The organism is Streptococcus porcinus (assembly GCF_900475415.1).
Taxonomy (GTDB): domain Bacteria; phylum Bacillota; class Bacilli; order Lactobacillales; family Streptococcaceae; genus Streptococcus; species Streptococcus porcinus.
In genome coordinates this window covers 1,458,620-1,474,240 of the sequence record NZ_LS483388.1, presented here as the reverse complement: position 1 = coordinate 1,474,240, position 15,621 = coordinate 1,458,620, and the positions used below count along the sequence as shown (strand labels likewise).

Here is a 15,621-nt window from a genome sequence, read left to right as displayed (position 1 = left end):
GTAGACTAAGCAAAAACTATAGGGAGTGAGTATGCCTATTTTTCGTAAATTTCAGTTCTTTAAGAATAAAAATAATTATCTTGTTTTGGAACTCATTAGAGCTGTTTTCTTTTATGTCATGGTTGGGCTTTTTTATCTATCTGGAATTATCTTGATATTGATGGTAACAAGTCATGATGCCATTATCAATCTACCTATTATCAAAGATCGTTTTTACGGTTTAGCCAGCATGGCCCTTATCCGTCAGGTTCCTAGTTTACTTTTAGGATTCTCGCTACTTATTTGTGGGCGAGCGATTGGAAATAGGAGTACTAAAGCTTTCTTTCCAACTCTGATTTTTCTGTGTTTAGCTATTTTATATACTATCTTTTTTTATAGAAGTTTTGCGCCAACGGCAGTCCTGATTTTTCTGGTGATATTACTCTGTATTAGTCGACCAAATCTCTATCGTCATCAGCTTATTATTAGTCATGAAGATGCTTTTCTTGATGGGATTATCTGGTCTTTTTTGGGGCTCTCCTATTTTATTTTAGGTTATACTAATTTGGTAGATGCACATCATAGATCGCGTATTTCTTTAGAAAAGCACTTTTCTGTCCCTACGTTTCATTGGTGGTTGATGGGCTTATTAACTTTATTTTTGATTACGATTAGTTTAACTGCTTTAATACTATTTTTAAAGTACCGAAGAGTCGAAATTGGGCAACCTTTTGATAAAGAGCGCTTTGAGCAAATTCTTAAAAAGGGTGATCATCATTATACTGGACTGGCTTACCTTCAAGACAAAAGAATTTGGTATTATCAGGCTCAAGGACAGGATCAAATAGCTTTGCAATTCAGATCGCAAGGAGATAAACTTCTCGTTATGGGAGATTTTTTTGGCAATCGTGATTATTTTGACGAAGCATTAGAATCCTTTATGAATGAGGCGGATTTGTATAATTATCATCCTGTATTTTATGAGGTGTCTGAAAAAGAAGTCATGGCAATTCATGACCATGGCTTTGATTTCATTAAATTAGGGGAAGAAGGAATTGTTGATTCAGTTCAATTTTCACTTTCAGGTAAGAAAAAGCAAAATTTAAGGTCAGTATCTAATCAGGTTGAAAAGGCTGGCTATAACTTTTCTGTTCTTGAGCCCCCTTACTCTAAGGAATTGATATCATCCTTAAAGGTGGTTTCTGATGAATGGCTAGCCGGTCGAAAAGAAATGGGATTTTCACTTGGTTTCTTTGACGACTTTTACTTAGGTCATAGTGATATTGCTATTTTAGAATCAATGGAGGGTGAAATTGTTGCTTTTGCTACTATTGAAAAATCTGATACAGAAAAGATGCTCTCAGTTGACTTAATGCGTTATTTGAATAAGGCTCCAAAAGGTGTTATGGATGCTCTTTTTATAAGATTAATAAACCATGCTAAACTAAAGGGAGTTGACTATTTTAATATGGGGATGTGCCCTTTGTCTAATGTAGGAAAAAATCGTTTTAGTTTTCTTAATGAAAAGTTGGGCTATTTACTCTATCAGTACGGCTCTCAAATTTACTCTTTTGATGGGCTAAGGCACTACAAGCAAAAATTCGCCCATAAATGGGTTCCTTACTACATAGCTTATCCTAAACAATGTTTGTTTTTATTTGTTATAGTTGCCTTAGTTCAAGTCTCCTATCGACAGAAATAGCTATTGTCATCTTGAAAGTAGAGAAAACTATTTACATAAAAATAAGGCCTTTAGGCCTTATTTTTATGTAAATAGTTAGAAAATTTTGAAAAAGGGCTAGTATAATCAAGCTTTTTTGTTATAATAGAAAGCACTTATTTATGGGGCAAGAATTAACAGATAGTTGACCCTTTAACAAAAAAATTAGAGGAAAGGTGTAAATTTAGGTTTACATAGAGGCACTTTATGATAAAAAAAGGATTTTTAACAGGATTGCTATTATTTGGCATTTTTTTTGGAGCTGGCAACCTCATTTTCCCACCGGCTTTAGGTGTGGCTTCGGGTCATCATTTCTGGCCAGCTATTTTAGGATTTTGTTTGTCCGGAGTTGGCCTAGCTATCATCACTCTATTAGTGGGAACTTTGACTAACGGAGGTTTTAAACATGAAATGGATCTTAAGTTTAGCCCTTGGTTCTCGCTCAGCTTTTTGGTTATTCTTTATTTAACTATTGGTCCGCTTTTTGCTATTCCAAGGACGGCTACAGTGTCTTTTGAAGTTGGTCTATCACCTCTTGTTGGTAATAGCCAGATGGCTCTCATGATTTTTTCTTTTTTCTTTTTCTTGGCTGCTTATCTACTTGCTAGTCATCCGACTAACATAATGGCTAGTGTAGGTAAGGTTTTGACTCCTATGTTTGCTTTGCTTATTCTCTCATTAGTAGTTGTAGGAGCATTTAAATATGGTCAAGCTGACAGTGGTACAGCTAGCGCCGAATACCTTACTAATGCTTTTGGTGGTGGCATTTTAGCGGGCTATAATACAATAGATGCTCTAGCCGCAGTTGCTTTTTGTTTAGTAGCAACTGAGACCTTAAAACAATTTGGTTTTGCTAATAAAAAAGAGTATTTATCAACGATATGGGTAGTTGGAGTAGTGACCAGCCTAGCTTTTAGCATTCTCTACATTGGTTTAGGCTACCTAGGTAACAAATTTTCTGTTCCAGAAAATGTACTGACTGATCCTTCAATCAATAAAGGGGCTTATGTTCTAGCGCAGGCTTCTTATCAGCTATTTGGTTCCTTTGGACGCTACTTCCTTAGTGTCATGGTCATTTTAACCTGTTTTACCACTACGGTCGGTTTGATTGTTGCGGTGTCTGAATTTTTTGCTAAACATTTTACCAAGCTATCATACAAAGTTTATCTCAGCCTCTTTACCCTTATTGGTTTTCTAATTGCCAACTTAGGGTTGAATGCCGTTATTGCTTTTTCGCTTCCAGTACTTTCTCTCCTTTATCCAATTGTTATCGTTTTAGTAGTCATTATCCTACTTAATAAGCTAATACCTTTGTCTAAAAGAGGCATGTCTTTGACCATAGTCATTGTGACCATCATTTCCTTTTTAGAAGTTTTAGCAGGCTTAATGCCTAAAACAGCTCTTGCGACTTTTGCTGATTATTTACCGCTTCACGCTATGTCAGTGGGTTGGTTATTGCCAACAATGTTTGGTCTTGTTATTGCTATGCTGTTACCAGATAAGATAAGAGGAGAAGTTTTTGATTTGAAGCAATTTGAAAAGGAAGCTTAACGGGAATTAGGGATAATCCCAATGAGAGCCATTTGGCTCTTTTTTTGATATACTGACAGGTAGTATAGACTGAAGGAGTAGAGGTTTTGAAAGAGATAAGTAAAGAAAAATTTAGCCTGTATATGGCAAATGCTGACAATTCAAAAGACCTTCTTTATCTGAAACATGAGCTGAAAATTGATTCTGAGATTCTAACTTATGCTGCAGATAAAAATGAGTTGTCCCATTTAGAATATGATCGTGACGAAAAAACCTTATTGTTGATTTATAATGTTTTAGATATTTATAAGCAGGATTACCATTATCAGACCGTTCCAATTACTTTCTTTGTTTATGGAAATCATCTCATTACAATTTATAAGGATAAAAGCAGTTATATTGTCAAACAAATGGAGAATTTGCTAGAGAAAAACAAGACCTTATCACTGTATAAATTTTTGTTTACAGTCCTTTACCTCATTTCCAAAAATTATTTTCCCACAGTGGACAGCCTTAATTCGGAACGAAATCGATTGAATAATCTATTGCGAGAAAGAACGAGTAAGAGAGAACTTTTGCAATTGTCAGACTTAGAAACGGGCTTAGTTTATATAGTCTCAGCCAGCAAACAAAATGTCCTCTTAATTGAGCAACTAAAAAGCCATCTCTTGTATCTTAGCCTTAATGATGTTGAAGAGGAACAATTAGATGATGCCTTGATTGAGGCGCGGCAGTTAGTAGAAATGGCACAATTATCTGCACAAGTTTTGTCACAATTAGAAGGTACCTATAATAATGTCTTAAATAATGAGCTGAATGACACCATGAAAATTTTGACCTTATTATCTATTCTGTTAACTATTCCAAGCATTGTGACAGGATTTTTTGGTATTAACGTACCTTTGCCACCCCTTTTAACTCAACATCCTTTGGGGTGGTTAATGGTGATAGGGATTTCGGTCATCCTTTGGTTTGTTATGGCATTTATCTTAAAACTAATGATGAACTATAAACGTAAATAAAGATATTGGTTGGAACACTAATAGGCTATCTCACTAGCACTTCTTAATCAACTTTTATTATTTTAGAGAAATACTAAGAAAATCCTTATTGTAAATAAAAAAATAAGTTAGTTTACCTAGTGGGGTGAAATAAGTTTAGATACAAAAAGTACTTTAGCAACCTCTTAATTACTGGTGTAACAACATTTATAGGACTTTTCAATATCTTTAAATATTCCCTCAATGTTTACGTTTGTACTAAAAAGGTCATCAAATCAACATTCGATAACCTAAAAAGTAATATAAGGTGAATATATTGTTAATGAATTCATCAAGAACGAACTAGCACCCCGAAAAGGTGCTTTTTAGTTTGGCTTATTGATTTACTATAACATGCTTAGCACTACTAGGAAAAAGAGGAAGTTAATTTTTCAGCCAATCTTTGAAATTCCACAATTGGTCTTGAAGGCCGTCTCTTAAGCGTTTGTGCCAAGGTTGGTTATTGTCATATTCAATATATTTTAGATAAGCTTCTTCAGCAATTTTTTGTTCTTCTTGTTGTTTAAGCCTCTCTTTCTCAGACTTTTCTTTTTTAAGAGTTTCTGAATCTTTTAATTTTGAGCTCCCTCCATAAAAGCCAGTATCTGCACGGTAACGTAGTGTTAATTCATCTCCTTCTTGTGGTGATTGTAGAGTTACAGTGATTGGGAGTCCTGCCTCACCTTTATTGTCATTATATATAAACGATAGTTCTTTATTATTGTCTCCTTTTAGGAATACTCGAGGACTAGTGTTAGGTTCCTTACCCACTCTATCATTTGTTCCATTCTGTCTAGTAGAAGAGTCATCATAATAGCTAAGATCTTTATCATTTACTTTTAGTGGATTATAAGCACCCTTGTTTTTTAAAAATGACACTGACCAACCTTTAGGTAATGTTATTGTTAGATTATTGTTATCAATAGTAACAGGTATATTGTTTTCGTTATTATACTGATTTGGGTCTAACTCCCATTTCAGATTTTCCTGTGAGGTTTCTTTATTAATTTGGTTGACTTCTTCCTCCGCTATCACATTAGGTGCTATTCCAAGAGAAAAGAGCGCTATGGCTAATAGTAATACTTTTTTCACTTTATATCTCCGTTTCTAGAATTAAAATCTAATTTGATTATAACGCTTTCAATCAGAGAGATATAGAGCATTTTTTTAGATAAATTTTAAAGAATGACCAAAACTATGTTTTGCAGTGAATAGTGTGTTATAGATACGAATCAGCTATAAAAACTATTAATTTATTGAGGGTTTTCATAAAGTGTGATACTATACTGTACGAAGTGAGCTGTATTGGTTTTCAAATTCCAAAGGAGAGGTATTTTTAAATTCTTCTACGAATCGGTGTATTGATTGATGCATAGAAAAGAGACTGTAGGGAGTTAATAAAATAGATTTTCCTATTTTTGACCTTTAGATAACTCGCTAATTTTAGTTAGTCATTTTTTGCTCATTATACCTATGCTAATTCTGTTAAAAACAAGTATCAAGCGTAGTTTTTAAAAAGTATTATGAGCAAAAACGCGGACAATAATTTATATTTTCAATAAAAAAGCCTAGCTATATCAACATTTATAGAGAACAAAGGAGAAAAACATGACATTTGAAGAAATTTTACCAGGGTTAAAGGCCAAGAAAAAATATGTGCGAACTGGCTGGGGTGGTGCCGAAAATTATGTACAACTCTTTGATGTTATTGAACAAAATGGCCAACCGTTAGAAGTGACTCCTTATTTTTTAATCAATGTCTCAGGTGCTGGGGAAGGTTTTTCGATGTGGTCGCCAACACCATGTGATGTTTTAGCTAGTGATTGGATTGAAGTCAATGACTAAAAAAGTTCTCGTTACGGGTGTAGCGTCAGGAATTGGTAAGGCCCAAGCAGAGTTATTTTTAAATAAGGGTTATCAGGTTTATGGTGTTGATATCAAACCTAAGCCAGACTTATCAGGTAACTTCCAATTTTTGCAAATAGATCTTTCGTCAGATTTAGCTCCCCTTTTTCAATGGCTACCATCAGTTGACATTCTCCTCAATACGGTTGGGATATTAGATGCTTATAAACCTCTCCTAGAAATAGATATGGCAGATTTTGAAAAACTATTTGCACTTAACTTTTTTTCAATGGTTAAGCTTACACGTTTTTATTTGGAGAAAATGCTGGTGCAACAAAGGGGGATTATTATTAATATGTGCTCCATTGCTAGTTTTCAAGCTGGCGGAGGCGGTGCTGCTTACACAAGCAGTAAACATGCTCTTGCTGGTTTCACTCGCCAATTAGCTCTGGATTATGCTAGAGCAGGGATTCAAGTCTTTGGTATAGCACCAGGTGCTGTTCAAACAGCTATGACAGCTAGTGATTTTGAAAAAGATGGTTTGGCTGATTGGGTAGCACAAGAAACCCCAATTGGAAGGTGGACTCAGGCTGAAGAAATAGCAGACCTAACTTATTTTTTAGCCTCTGGTAAAGCTGCATCTATGCAAGGGGAAATTGTTAAAATTGACGGTGGTTGGACCCTTAAATAGCTCTATTATTAACAAAACTGAATGGAACTAGAGATGATTATTAGACAAGAAGAAAAAGAGGATTTTAAGGCTATCTACCAGTTGGTGACAGAAGCTTTCGCTTCGGCAGAACATAGTGATGGTACTGAACAAGACTTAGTTGAAGCCTTACGTGAGGGCGATTCCTATATAGCAGAGTTGGCTTTGGTTTTAGAAGTTGATCAGCAACTGCGAGGCCATATCATGTTTACCAAAGCAAAAGTTGGCCAGCATGAAGCTTTAGTTTTAGCACCTTTGAGTGTTGCTCCTTGCTATCAAAAGCAGGGTTATGGCGGTGCCTTGATTGATAGAGGCCATCAAGTAGCAAAAGACCTTGGTTATGATTTGATTTTAGTATTGGGTAGTGAACGCTATTATCCTAAGTTTGGCTATCAACCAGCGGAGTTTTTTGGCATCAGTTTGCCAGAAGGTTTCCCTCCAGAGAATTTTATGGCCTTATCATTATGCGGGAATCATCATTTCTTAGGCCAAGTCAGCTTTGCTAAGGAATTTGGAATAGATTAAGGAGAAGAAGTAGATGAAATTAACAGTTATTGGAACAGGAAAGATCGTTGAAGAAGCTCTACCAGTTTTATCAGAAACCAAAGGGATAGAACTTAAAGCAATTGTTTCGACTAAAAGAAGCCTTGATAAAGCCAAAATGTTTTCTGACTTATACGAGATTCCTCACTTTTTTGATGATTTAGAGGAAGCATTAGCCGATAGCAATAGTGATACTGTCTATATTGCTACGCCCAACCATTTACATTATGAAATGGCAAAGGCTGCTATTTTGGCTGGAAAACACGTTATCTGTGAAAAGCCTTTCACTTTGAAACTATCACAAGCACAGGAGTTGGCAGAATTAGCTAAACAAAAACAGTTAATGCTTTTAGAAGCTATTACCAATCAGTATTTAGAGAATTTCAGTTTTATTAAAGAACATTTGTCTGAACTCGGTGACATTAAAATTGTTGATTGTAACTATTCTCAATATTCTTCGCGCTACGATGCTTTTAAAGATGGTGTGATTGCGCCAGCTTTTGATCCTGAAAAAGGAGGTGGAGCGTTAAGGGATTTAAATATCTACAATATCCATTTGGTGGTAGGTTTATTTGGAGAACCTGAGCAGGTAACTTACCTGCCGAATATGGAGAGAGGTGTTGATACATCGGGGATTTTGCTTTTAGACTATGCTAATTTCAAAGCAGTTTGTATAGGAGCTAAAGATTGCAGTGCTGAAATCAAATCAACAATTCAGGGGAATAAGGGATCTCTTGCGATTCTTGGTGCTACAAATACTCTGCCTGAAATCCAAGTGACAAAGAATGGTGAATCGCCACAACAATTTAATACGAATCAAGGAAATCATCGTATGGTTGCGGAATTCCAAGTCTTTCAAGAAATAATTGATTTCAAAGATTTTGCCCGTGCTCAAGCTGCATTAAATCATAGCTTATCAGTTATGAAAGTTCTTGAAAAAGCCAGTGAAAGCCTGTCATAAGTGATTGAGATTGACACGGTCAATCTCTTTTTTGCTACACTTCACTTGTAAATATGCTATAATGAGTTGATATTGAATTTAGGAAAAAGGAAAAGATATGACAAATTATGCAATCATTTTAGCTGCTGGTAAGGGAACTCGTATGAAATCGGATTTACCCAAAGTGCTTCATAGAGTATCAGGCCTGACGATGCTAGAGCATGTTTTTAGAAGTGTTGCTGCGATTCAGCCAGAAAAAAACGTAACAGTTGTCGGGCACAAGGCTGAATCAGTAAAAGAAGTATTAGCTGGACAATCAGAATTTGTCTTGCAAACGGAGCAGTTGGGAACTGGACATGCTGTCATGATGGCTGAAGCAGAATTGGCTGGCTTAGAAGGGAACACTTTGGTTATTGCAGGTGATACCCCACTTATCACTGGAGATAGTCTTAAAAATTTAATTGATTACCATGTCAACCATAAAAATGTTGCGACTATTCTGACTGCTAAAGCTGAAGATCCCTTTGGTTATGGTCGTATCATCCGCAACAGTGATGGAGAAGTGACAAAGATTGTTGAGCAAAAAGATGCTAATGAGTACGAGCAAAAAGTTACTGAGATTAACACTGGTACCTACGTTTTTGACAACAAACGCCTTTTCGAAGCTCTAAAAAACACCAATACGAACAATGCGCAAGGTGAATATTATCTAACAGATGTTATTTCTATTTTTAGGGAAAATCGTGAAAAAGTTGGAGCTTATGTTCTTCGTGATTTCAACGAAAGTTTAGGAGTTAACGACCGTGTAGCGCTTGCTACTGCTGAATCTGTTATGAGACGACGTATCAATAAAATTCATATGGTTAATGGTGTTACCTTCCAAAATCCGGATGCCACTTATATTGAAAGTGATGTTATTATTGACCCTGATGTGCTATTGGAAGCAAACGTGACCTTAAAAGGAAATACAAAAATTGGTGCAGGTACTATTCTGACTAATGGAACGTGTCTTATAGACGCTCAGGTAGGTCAACGTGTTGTCATTACAAGTTCCACTGTTGAAGAGTCAACGTTAGCTGATGGAGTTACTGTTGGACCCTACGCCCATATCAGACCAGGTTCGACCTTGGCTGAAAAGGTTCATGTTGGAAACTTTGTTGAGGTTAAGGGATCATCAATCGGGCAAAATACTAAGGCTGGTCACCTAACTTATATAGGTAATGCGGAAGTAGGCTCAGATGTTAACTTTGGTGCTGGTACCATCACAGTTAACTATGATGGGCAGCATAAATTCAAAACTATCATAGGTAATAATGTCTTTATCGGTAGTAATTCAACATTGATTGCGCCACTTGAAATCGGTGATAATGCTTTAACTGCTGCTGGCTCTACCATTTCAAAAAATGTAGTGGCTGATAGTATCGCCATTGGTAGAAGTCGTCAAGTGACAAAAGAAGGCTATGCTAAACGTCTACCCCACCATCCTGAAAATAAATAAAACGGATATAAAGGAGAAGAAGCATGGAATTTGAAGAAAAAACGATTGCTCGACAAACAATTTATGAAGGGGCTATTTTCGATGTCGTTGTTGATGATGTTGAATTACCCAATGGTTTGGGTCAAGCTAAGCGAGAATTAGTTCTCCATCGAGGTGCCGTTTCTATCCTAGCAGTCACTCCAGAAAATAATATTCTTATTGTAAAACAGTACCGTAAAGCTATTGAGGCTGTTTCTTATGAGATACCAGCGGGAAAATTAGAAATCGGTGAAGAAGGTTCTGAATTAGAAGCCGCTAGTCGTGAACTAGAGGAAGAAACTGGTTATAAAGGGCAATTAGAGCAAATCTCTGAATTTTATACGGCAATCGGTTTTTCAAATGAAAAGATAAGATTGTACCTTGCAAGAGATTTACAAAAGGTTGAAAATCCGAGACCACAAGATGATGATGAAGTTCTTGAAGTATATGAGTTGTCTTATCAAGACTGTTTAGATCTGATTGCTATGGGACAAATTGTAGATGCCAAAACTATAATTGCTATCAATTACTTTGGCCTATATCTAGGAGGTAGCTAATAATGGGCAAATCCTTATTAACTGACGAAATTATTGAAAAAGCTAAACGTGGAGAGTATATCGAAGAGGATTTTGAGGTAGATTCTGAAACAAAGATTGTTAGTTTTTCAGAGGATACGGAAGATAATTCTGAGCGGATTTATAAAAGTCGACGCATAGAAAATGCCAAGCGTCATCAATTTCAGTCAAAGTTGAATATGTTATTGATTGCCTTGGTTCTTTTAATTGCTTTTCTTATTTACGCCATATTTAACTTATAAGAAGGATAACAAATGAAAATCGGAATAATTGCCGCAATGGAAGAAGAATTGCGCTTGTTAGTGGAGCAATTAGCTGACAAAGAAAGTCATAATATTTTAGCGAATACCTATTATACTGGTAAGATTGCTGGACAAGACATCATCTTAGTTCAATCAGGTGTTGGCAAAGTTATGTCTGCAATGACAGTCGCTATTTTAGTTGAATACTTTGAGGTTGATGCCTTGATTAATACAGGTTCTGCAGGTGCAGTTGCACCACATTTGCAGATTGGTGATGTGGTCGTTGCAAACCAATTAGTTTATCATGATGTTGACCTAAGGGCATTTGGTTACGATTACGGACAGATGTCCATGCAGCCACTTTATTTTGAGAGTCACCCTGATTTTGTGACTGTTTTTAAAACAGTTTTAGATCAAGCAGAGTGCAATAGTGCTATTGGTCTTATTGCTACGGGGGATTCGTTTATTGCAGGACCTGAGAAACTCAAGGTAATTAAAGACCATTTTCCAGATGTTCTAGCTGTGGAGATGGAAGGTGCAGCAATTGCTCAAGCAGCATACGCCTGCGGTAAACCTTTCATTGTCATTAGAGCTATGAGTGATACTGCAGCACATGATGCCAATATTACCTTTGATCAATTTATTGTAGAGGCTGGTCGAAAATCTGCTCAAGTTTTACTAGCATTTTTAGAAGCATTATAAAAAACGATTGGAATAAGACCAATCGTTTTTTTACGCTTCTGAAATATAAAGTCGTTCTGCAATAATTTCTGGAATGGTTAATGACTTGTTGTTGTAACTTATGGTATAGGTTTTAGCAAAGTTATCAATCTGTTGCAGGTCAATAAGGGTATTTAATCTTAAGTCATGCTGCTCCAAATAATTGATTAATTCAATGTGATCATGGATTCGAGCTAACTTATAGGTCCCTGGTGAGGATAGTTGGCTTAGAGTTTGATGGTTAATCTCTTTGAGGGGTTCGTTCTTACGCGGAATGGTCCCACCATGGGGACAAAAGGTAGGAAACCCTAAATTTTCATCAAGCCGATCAATAAAAGTATTAGAAACGGTATGTTCTAAAATTTCCGCTTCTTGATGAACTTCCTGAGGACTATATCCTAATTGATTGATTAAAAAGACTTCAATAAGGCGGTGTTTGCGGTATAGATTTGCAACAAGGTCACTCCCTTTGTCTGTCAATACATAACCTTTCTTGGTATCTTTTTGAATCCATTCTTGATTAATCATTTTTTTGAGCATCTCAGATACAGCAGGGGGAGATACCTGCATTTTCTCCGCTATCATTTTATTAGAAATTTTAAGTTGAATTTGTCCTAGTTCGTGGATACATTTAAGGTAATCTTCTTTATTAGGCGTCATAGGGCTATGCCTTTCTGTTATTTATAATGATTATTATAACAAAATATTTCAGAAAAATCTTGACAAAAGATGTTTTGTAATGTACATTAATAATATAATTAACTATACCTAATTAATTAAATAAACTAATTTAAGGAGAGTCTTATGTTTAAGAAGCTAAGTCTAATTGTGACAGCTTTTCTATCCATTATTGTCTTAACAGCTTGTTCAGGAACGGGTTCTAAAGCTGCTAAAAATGAAAAACTGAATGTGGTCGTTACTAACTCTATTATTGCTGATATGACGAAAAATATAGCTGGAGATAAAATTAATCTTCACAGCATTGTTCCGATTGGTAAAGATCCACATGAGTATGAGCCATTACCAGAAGATGTTGAAAAAACCAGCTCTGCTGACTTAATTCTTTATAATGGTATTAACTTAGAAGATGGTGGTCATGCGTGGTTCACTAAATTGGTTAAAAATGCAAATAAGAAGAAAAATAAGGATTACTTTGCTGTTTCAGATGGGATTGATGTCATTTATTTAGAAGGCCAATCTGAAAAAGGTAAAGAAGATCCTCATGCTTGGTTAAATTTAGAAAATGGGATGATTTATTCTAAAAATATTGCTAAGCGTTTAAGCCAAAAAGATCCTAAAAATGAAGATTATTATCAAGAAAATTTAGATAAATACTTGGCTAAGCTAGAAAAATTAGATAAAGAAGCTAAATCTAAATTTGATAAAATTCCAGAAAACAAGAAAGTTATCGTGACAAGCGAAGGATGTTTTAAATATTTCTCAAAAGCATATAAGGTACCATCTGCTTATATTTGGGAAATTAACACAGAAGAAGAAGGAACGCCTGACCAAATATCAAGCTTGATTGAAAAATTAAAAGCTAAAAAACCGTCAGCTCTCTTTGTTGAATCAAGTGTGGACAGCCGTCCGATGAAATCTGTTTCTAAAGATAGTGGTATTCCAATTTATTCTGAAATTTTTACAGATTCTATTGCTAAAAAAGGTCAAGACGGCGATAGTTACTACGCTATGATGAAGTGGAATCTTGATAAAATTTCTGAAGGATTAGCAAAATAATAGCTGAAGGCACATGGTCAAGCTGGTTGTGTGCTTTCTTTTATTTTAGGAGGAGAAATGATAGAGATAAAAGACTTAAAGGTTAGCTATGATGGTAACAAAACAGTCTTGAGTAATGTTGATCTACAAATTAGTGAACCTGGGATTATCGGAATTATAGGACCTAATGGGGCTGGAAAGTCAACTCTAATGAAGGCAATTTTAGGCTTAGTTGATTATGATGGTAAAATTATTATCAATCATGATTTATCCTCAGCTTATAAAGCGATTGCTTATGTTGAACAACGAAGTCAGATTGACTTTAATTTTCCTATTACTGTTGAAGAGTGCGTTTTGTTAGGGACCTATGGTAAGTTGGGTTTATTTAAAAATGTGAAGAGTAAAGAAAAGGAAATGGCACAGAAAGTTCTGGAAGATGTAGGATTAACTGACTATGCCAAAAAACCAATAAAAGCTTTATCTGGTGGTCAATTTCAACGTATGCTGTTAGCTCGTTGTTTGATACAGGATCAAGAATATCTGTTTCTTGATGAACCTTTTGTTGGTATTGATTCTCTGAGTGAAACCATTATTGTTGATTTGCTCAAAAAACTTAAAAATCAGGGACGAACAATATTAATTGTTCATCATGACTTAAGTAAGGTTGAAGATTATTTTGATCAAGTCTTATTGATAAATGGTCAGGTTGTTGCTTTTGGTTCGGTTTCTGATGTCTTTACAATTGACAATCTTTCTAAAACCTATGGAAATGAGTTGATTGTGAAAGGAGGAGATGCTTAAATGTTTGATAAGTTTATAAATGGCTTCTTGTCATATCATTTCCTTCAAAATGCCCTAGTTACGGCAGTTGTTATTGGAATTGTTTCAGGTGCTGTTGGCTGCTTTATTATTTTACGGTCGATGTCATTAATGGGAGATGCTATTTCCCATGCTGTATTGCCGGGTGTAGCTCTCTCTTTTATTTTAGGGATGAACTTTTTCATTGGTGCGATTATTTTTGGACTGTTGGCATCGATATTGATTACCTTTATAAAAGAAAATAGTGTTATTAAAGGAGATACCGCTATTGGTATTACTTTTAGTTCTTTTTTAGCGTTAGGTGTTATTTTGATTGGTGTGGCTAATAGTTCCACAGATTTATTTCATATCCTTTTTGGTAATATTCTAGCTGTACAAGATAGTGATAAATGGATTACCATTTTTGTTTCTGTACTAGTACTAGGTTTAATTATCCTATTTTTTAAAGAGTTACTCCTAACTTCTTTTGATCCTATTTTGGCCAAAACAATGGGAATAAACGTTTCATTTTATCATTATTTATTAATGGTTTTGCTGACTCTTGTTTCAGTAACAGCGATGCAAAGTGTGGGTACTATCTTAATAGTAGCTATGTTGATAACACCGGCTGCGACTGCTTATCTCTACGCTAATAGTCTTAAAACGATGCTGATAATGTCTTCTACGCTAGGAGCTCTGACATCAATTTTAGGTCTGTTTTTGGGCTATACTTTCAATATTGCAGCGGGTTCAAGCATTGTGTTAACCTCCTCTATTATTTTTGCTATTAGTTTCTTCTTTTCACCGAAGCAAGTTCGAAAACTTAAGAAAAAACAATTATAAAAAAAACAGTTCTAACTGTCTAAGGACAATTGGAACTGTTTTTTAATCTTACTTATTTCTTGCTTTTTGCTGGCATGTCCTTTTGAACAGTTACGGTAAGAATAGTAATATCTTGGGTTGGTTTATCACTGCTATCAACAACAGCTTTGGCAATTTTATCTACTGTATCCATGCCATCAATAACTTGACCAAAGACAGTATAAGCGCCATCTAAACTAGGGTTTCCCCCTTCCCTATAGGCATCGATAATTGGTTTGGGATAATGGTTTTCAGATAATTTTTTAGCCTGATTACCAGGATTTTGGTTGATAAAGAATTGGCTACCATTGGTATCTGCCCCTGCGTTAGCCATTGCTAGAGCGCCACGGATATTGTAGAGGTAAGGACTAATTTCGTTTGCAAAGCCATTTCCAGCATCAATCTTTGTATTTTTCCCATTCCAAATGGACTCACCACCTGTGCCATCACCCTTAGGATCACCAGATTGAATCATGAAATTGGTAATAACACGGTGAAAAGTTAGATTATTATAATAACCTTCTTTAGCATGAGTTAGGAAGTTTTCAACAGCTAAGGGAGCATATTTAGGGAAAAGTTTTAAAGTAATATCTCCTTCGCTAGTTTTAATTAATACTTTAGCTTCATCCTTAGCGACTTCTTTTGATAATTGTGGAAACTGATATTTATCAGCGTTTAAGGCTTTCTCGATTTGAGCCTCATAAGCTTTAGTTGCTGCAGAAGATTCTTCTTTGGCAATTTTATCGTCAACATATTTATCACCTTTGATTAGACGATCAATTGACTCACATGCAGTAAGACTTACTAGGCTTAAAGCAAGAAGCGATATGGTCAGAACTTTCTTCATGGTTTCTCCTTAGATTGATTTTCCTTTATTTTATCATAAA

17 protein-coding genes are annotated in these 15,621 nt (G+C 35.5%); 14 read left to right on the top strand and 3 right to left on the bottom strand.

Annotated features, from left to right (window positions below):
* The first annotated feature begins 31 nt into the window (after positions 1-31).
* The 3 genes from DQM45_RS07325 (at position 32) to DQM45_RS07315 (ending at position 4,251) form a co-directional block, all read left to right on the top strand.
* Positions 32-1,681, top strand: a complete 1,650-nt coding sequence (locus tag DQM45_RS07325) for a phosphatidylglycerol lysyltransferase domain-containing protein (protein ID WP_003085191.1) — start codon at positions 32-34, stop codon at positions 1,679-1,681.
* A 225-nt stretch (positions 1,682-1,906) separates the two neighbouring features.
* Positions 1,907-3,250 carry a branched-chain amino acid transport system II carrier protein gene (gene brnQ, locus DQM45_RS07320; protein WP_003086025.1) on the top strand — a complete coding sequence of 448 codons (1,344 nt, stop codon included), beginning with the start codon at positions 1,907-1,909 and terminating at the stop codon, positions 3,248-3,250.
* An 86-nt stretch (positions 3,251-3,336) separates the two neighbouring features.
* Positions 3,337-4,251 (top strand): magnesium transporter CorA family protein, encoded by a 915-nt coding sequence (locus DQM45_RS07315; protein ID WP_003083899.1) that lies wholly within the window; start codon positions 3,337-3,339, stop codon positions 4,249-4,251.
* A gap of 402 nt (positions 4,252-4,653) precedes the next feature.
* On the opposite strand, the gene DQM45_RS07310 is transcribed toward DQM45_RS07315, so the two are convergent.
* Positions 4,654-5,361, bottom strand: coding sequence for a hypothetical protein (locus DQM45_RS07310; protein WP_003084500.1), 708 nt, complete (start codon positions 5,359-5,361; stop codon positions 4,654-4,656).
* A gap of 516 nt (positions 5,362-5,877) precedes the next feature.
* On the opposite strand from DQM45_RS07310, the gene DQM45_RS07305 reads away from it, so the two are divergent.
* The 8 genes from DQM45_RS07305 to DQM45_RS07270 all read left to right on the top strand — a co-directional run bounded on the left by DQM45_RS07305 (position 5,878) and on the right by DQM45_RS07270 (position 11,341).
* On the top strand, positions 5,878-6,114 hold the full coding sequence (locus tag DQM45_RS07305; RefSeq protein ID WP_003083234.1) for a DUF2829 domain-containing protein: 237 nt from the start codon (positions 5,878-5,880) through the stop codon (positions 6,112-6,114).
* Complete coding sequence (locus DQM45_RS07300; RefSeq protein WP_003083952.1) at positions 6,107-6,805, top strand: 3-oxoacyl-ACP reductase; 699 nt, start codon at positions 6,107-6,109, stop codon at positions 6,803-6,805. Before DQM45_RS07305 ends, DQM45_RS07300 begins: the two co-directional genes overlap by 8 nt.
* Before the next feature lie 33 nt (positions 6,806-6,838).
* Positions 6,839-7,348: a GNAT family N-acetyltransferase gene (locus DQM45_RS07295; RefSeq protein WP_003082888.1), complete on the top strand. Its 510-nt coding sequence runs from the start codon at positions 6,839-6,841 to the stop codon at positions 7,346-7,348.
* A 13-nt stretch (positions 7,349-7,361) separates the two neighbouring features.
* Entirely contained in the window at positions 7,362-8,327 is a 966-nt protein-coding gene (locus tag DQM45_RS07290) for a Gfo/Idh/MocA family protein (RefSeq protein ID WP_003085419.1), read from the top strand.
* A 97-nt stretch (positions 8,328-8,424) separates the two neighbouring features.
* Positions 8,425-9,804 carry a bifunctional UDP-N-acetylglucosamine diphosphorylase/glucosamine-1-phosphate N-acetyltransferase GlmU gene (gene glmU, locus DQM45_RS07285; RefSeq protein WP_003083743.1) on the top strand — a complete coding sequence of 460 codons (1,380 nt, stop codon included), beginning with the start codon at positions 8,425-8,427 and terminating at the stop codon, positions 9,802-9,804.
* 23 nt (positions 9,805-9,827) lie between these two features.
* The gene (locus tag DQM45_RS07280) at positions 9,828-10,379 is read left to right on the top strand and encodes an NUDIX domain-containing protein (protein ID WP_003085342.1); all 552 of its coding nucleotides are present in this window, start codon (positions 9,828-9,830) and stop codon (positions 10,377-10,379) included.
* A gap of 2 nt (positions 10,380-10,381) precedes the next feature.
* Entirely contained in the window at positions 10,382-10,639 is a 258-nt protein-coding gene (gene macP / locus DQM45_RS07275) for a cell wall synthase accessory phosphoprotein MacP (protein ID WP_003083800.1), read from the top strand.
* Between the two features lie 12 nt (positions 10,640-10,651).
* Positions 10,652-11,341 carry a 5'-methylthioadenosine/adenosylhomocysteine nucleosidase gene (locus DQM45_RS07270; RefSeq protein WP_003084894.1) on the top strand — a complete coding sequence of 230 codons (690 nt, stop codon included), beginning with the start codon at positions 10,652-10,654 and terminating at the stop codon, positions 11,339-11,341.
* 30 nt (positions 11,342-11,371) lie between these two features.
* Here the strand turns inward: DQM45_RS07270 and DQM45_RS07265 are convergent, their stop codons facing one another.
* Complete coding sequence (locus DQM45_RS07265; protein WP_003083221.1) at positions 11,372-12,019, bottom strand: metal-dependent transcriptional regulator; 648 nt, start codon at positions 12,017-12,019, stop codon at positions 11,372-11,374.
* Between the two features lie 144 nt (positions 12,020-12,163).
* Between DQM45_RS07265 and DQM45_RS07260 the strand changes: the two genes are divergently transcribed.
* From DQM45_RS07260 to DQM45_RS07250, 3 genes are read left to right on the top strand one after another with little or no spacing between them, the layout of a single operon-like run.
* Positions 12,164-13,096, top strand: coding sequence for a metal ABC transporter substrate-binding protein (locus DQM45_RS07260; protein ID WP_003083941.1), 933 nt, complete (start codon positions 12,164-12,166; stop codon positions 13,094-13,096).
* Between the two features lie 57 nt (positions 13,097-13,153).
* A complete protein-coding gene (locus tag DQM45_RS07255; protein WP_003082598.1) occupies positions 13,154-13,876 on the top strand; it encodes a metal ABC transporter ATP-binding protein in 723 nt (240 codons plus the stop codon).
* The gene (locus DQM45_RS07250) at positions 13,877-14,716 is read left to right on the top strand and encodes a metal ABC transporter permease (RefSeq protein ID WP_003083511.1); all 840 of its coding nucleotides are present in this window, start codon (positions 13,877-13,879) and stop codon (positions 14,714-14,716) included. It abuts the gene before it with no gap.
* Positions 14,717-14,768: 52 nt separating this feature from the next.
* On the opposite strand, the gene DQM45_RS07245 is transcribed toward DQM45_RS07250, so the two are convergent.
* Positions 14,769-15,581 (bottom strand): peptidylprolyl isomerase, encoded by an 813-nt coding sequence (locus DQM45_RS07245; RefSeq protein ID WP_003085825.1) that lies wholly within the window; start codon positions 15,579-15,581, stop codon positions 14,769-14,771.
* Positions 15,582-15,621: the final 40 nt, after the last annotated feature.

What these genes read in the sequence shown, in the direction of transcription:
- DQM45_RS07325 (WP_003085191.1), top strand. Translation starts at nt 32, where the DNA reads ATGCCTATTTTTCGTAAATTTCAGTTCTTTAAGAATAAAAATAATTAT.
- brnQ (WP_003086025.1), top strand. Translation starts at nt 1,907, where the DNA reads ATGATAAAAAAAGGATTTTTAACAGGATTGCTATTATTTGGCATTTTT.
- DQM45_RS07305 (WP_003083234.1), top strand. Translation starts at nt 5,878, where the DNA reads ATGACATTTGAAGAAATTTTACCAGGGTTAAAGGCCAAGAAAAAATAT.
- DQM45_RS07300 (WP_003083952.1), top strand. Translation starts at nt 6,107, where the DNA reads ATGACTAAAAAAGTTCTCGTTACGGGTGTAGCGTCAGGAATTGGTAAG.
- DQM45_RS07295 (WP_003082888.1), top strand. Translation starts at nt 6,839, where the DNA reads ATGATTATTAGACAAGAAGAAAAAGAGGATTTTAAGGCTATCTACCAG.
- DQM45_RS07290 (WP_003085419.1), top strand. Translation starts at nt 7,362, where the DNA reads ATGAAATTAACAGTTATTGGAACAGGAAAGATCGTTGAAGAAGCTCTA.
- glmU (WP_003083743.1), top strand. Translation starts at nt 8,425, where the DNA reads ATGACAAATTATGCAATCATTTTAGCTGCTGGTAAGGGAACTCGTATG.
- DQM45_RS07280 (WP_003085342.1), top strand. Translation starts at nt 9,828, where the DNA reads ATGGAATTTGAAGAAAAAACGATTGCTCGACAAACAATTTATGAAGGG.
- macP (WP_003083800.1), top strand. Translation starts at nt 10,382, where the DNA reads ATGGGCAAATCCTTATTAACTGACGAAATTATTGAAAAAGCTAAACGT.
- DQM45_RS07270 (WP_003084894.1), top strand. Translation starts at nt 10,652, where the DNA reads ATGAAAATCGGAATAATTGCCGCAATGGAAGAAGAATTGCGCTTGTTA.
- DQM45_RS07265 (WP_003083221.1), bottom strand. Translation starts at nt 12,019, where the DNA reads ATGACGCCTAATAAAGAAGATTACCTTAAATGTATCCACGAACTAGGA.
- DQM45_RS07260 (WP_003083941.1), top strand. Translation starts at nt 12,164, where the DNA reads ATGTTTAAGAAGCTAAGTCTAATTGTGACAGCTTTTCTATCCATTATT.
- DQM45_RS07255 (WP_003082598.1), top strand. Translation starts at nt 13,154, where the DNA reads ATGATAGAGATAAAAGACTTAAAGGTTAGCTATGATGGTAACAAAACA.
- DQM45_RS07250 (WP_003083511.1), top strand. Translation starts at nt 13,877, where the DNA reads ATGTTTGATAAGTTTATAAATGGCTTCTTGTCATATCATTTCCTTCAA.
- DQM45_RS07245 (WP_003085825.1), bottom strand. Translation starts at nt 15,581, where the DNA reads ATGAAGAAAGTTCTGACCATATCGCTTCTTGCTTTAAGCCTAGTAAGT.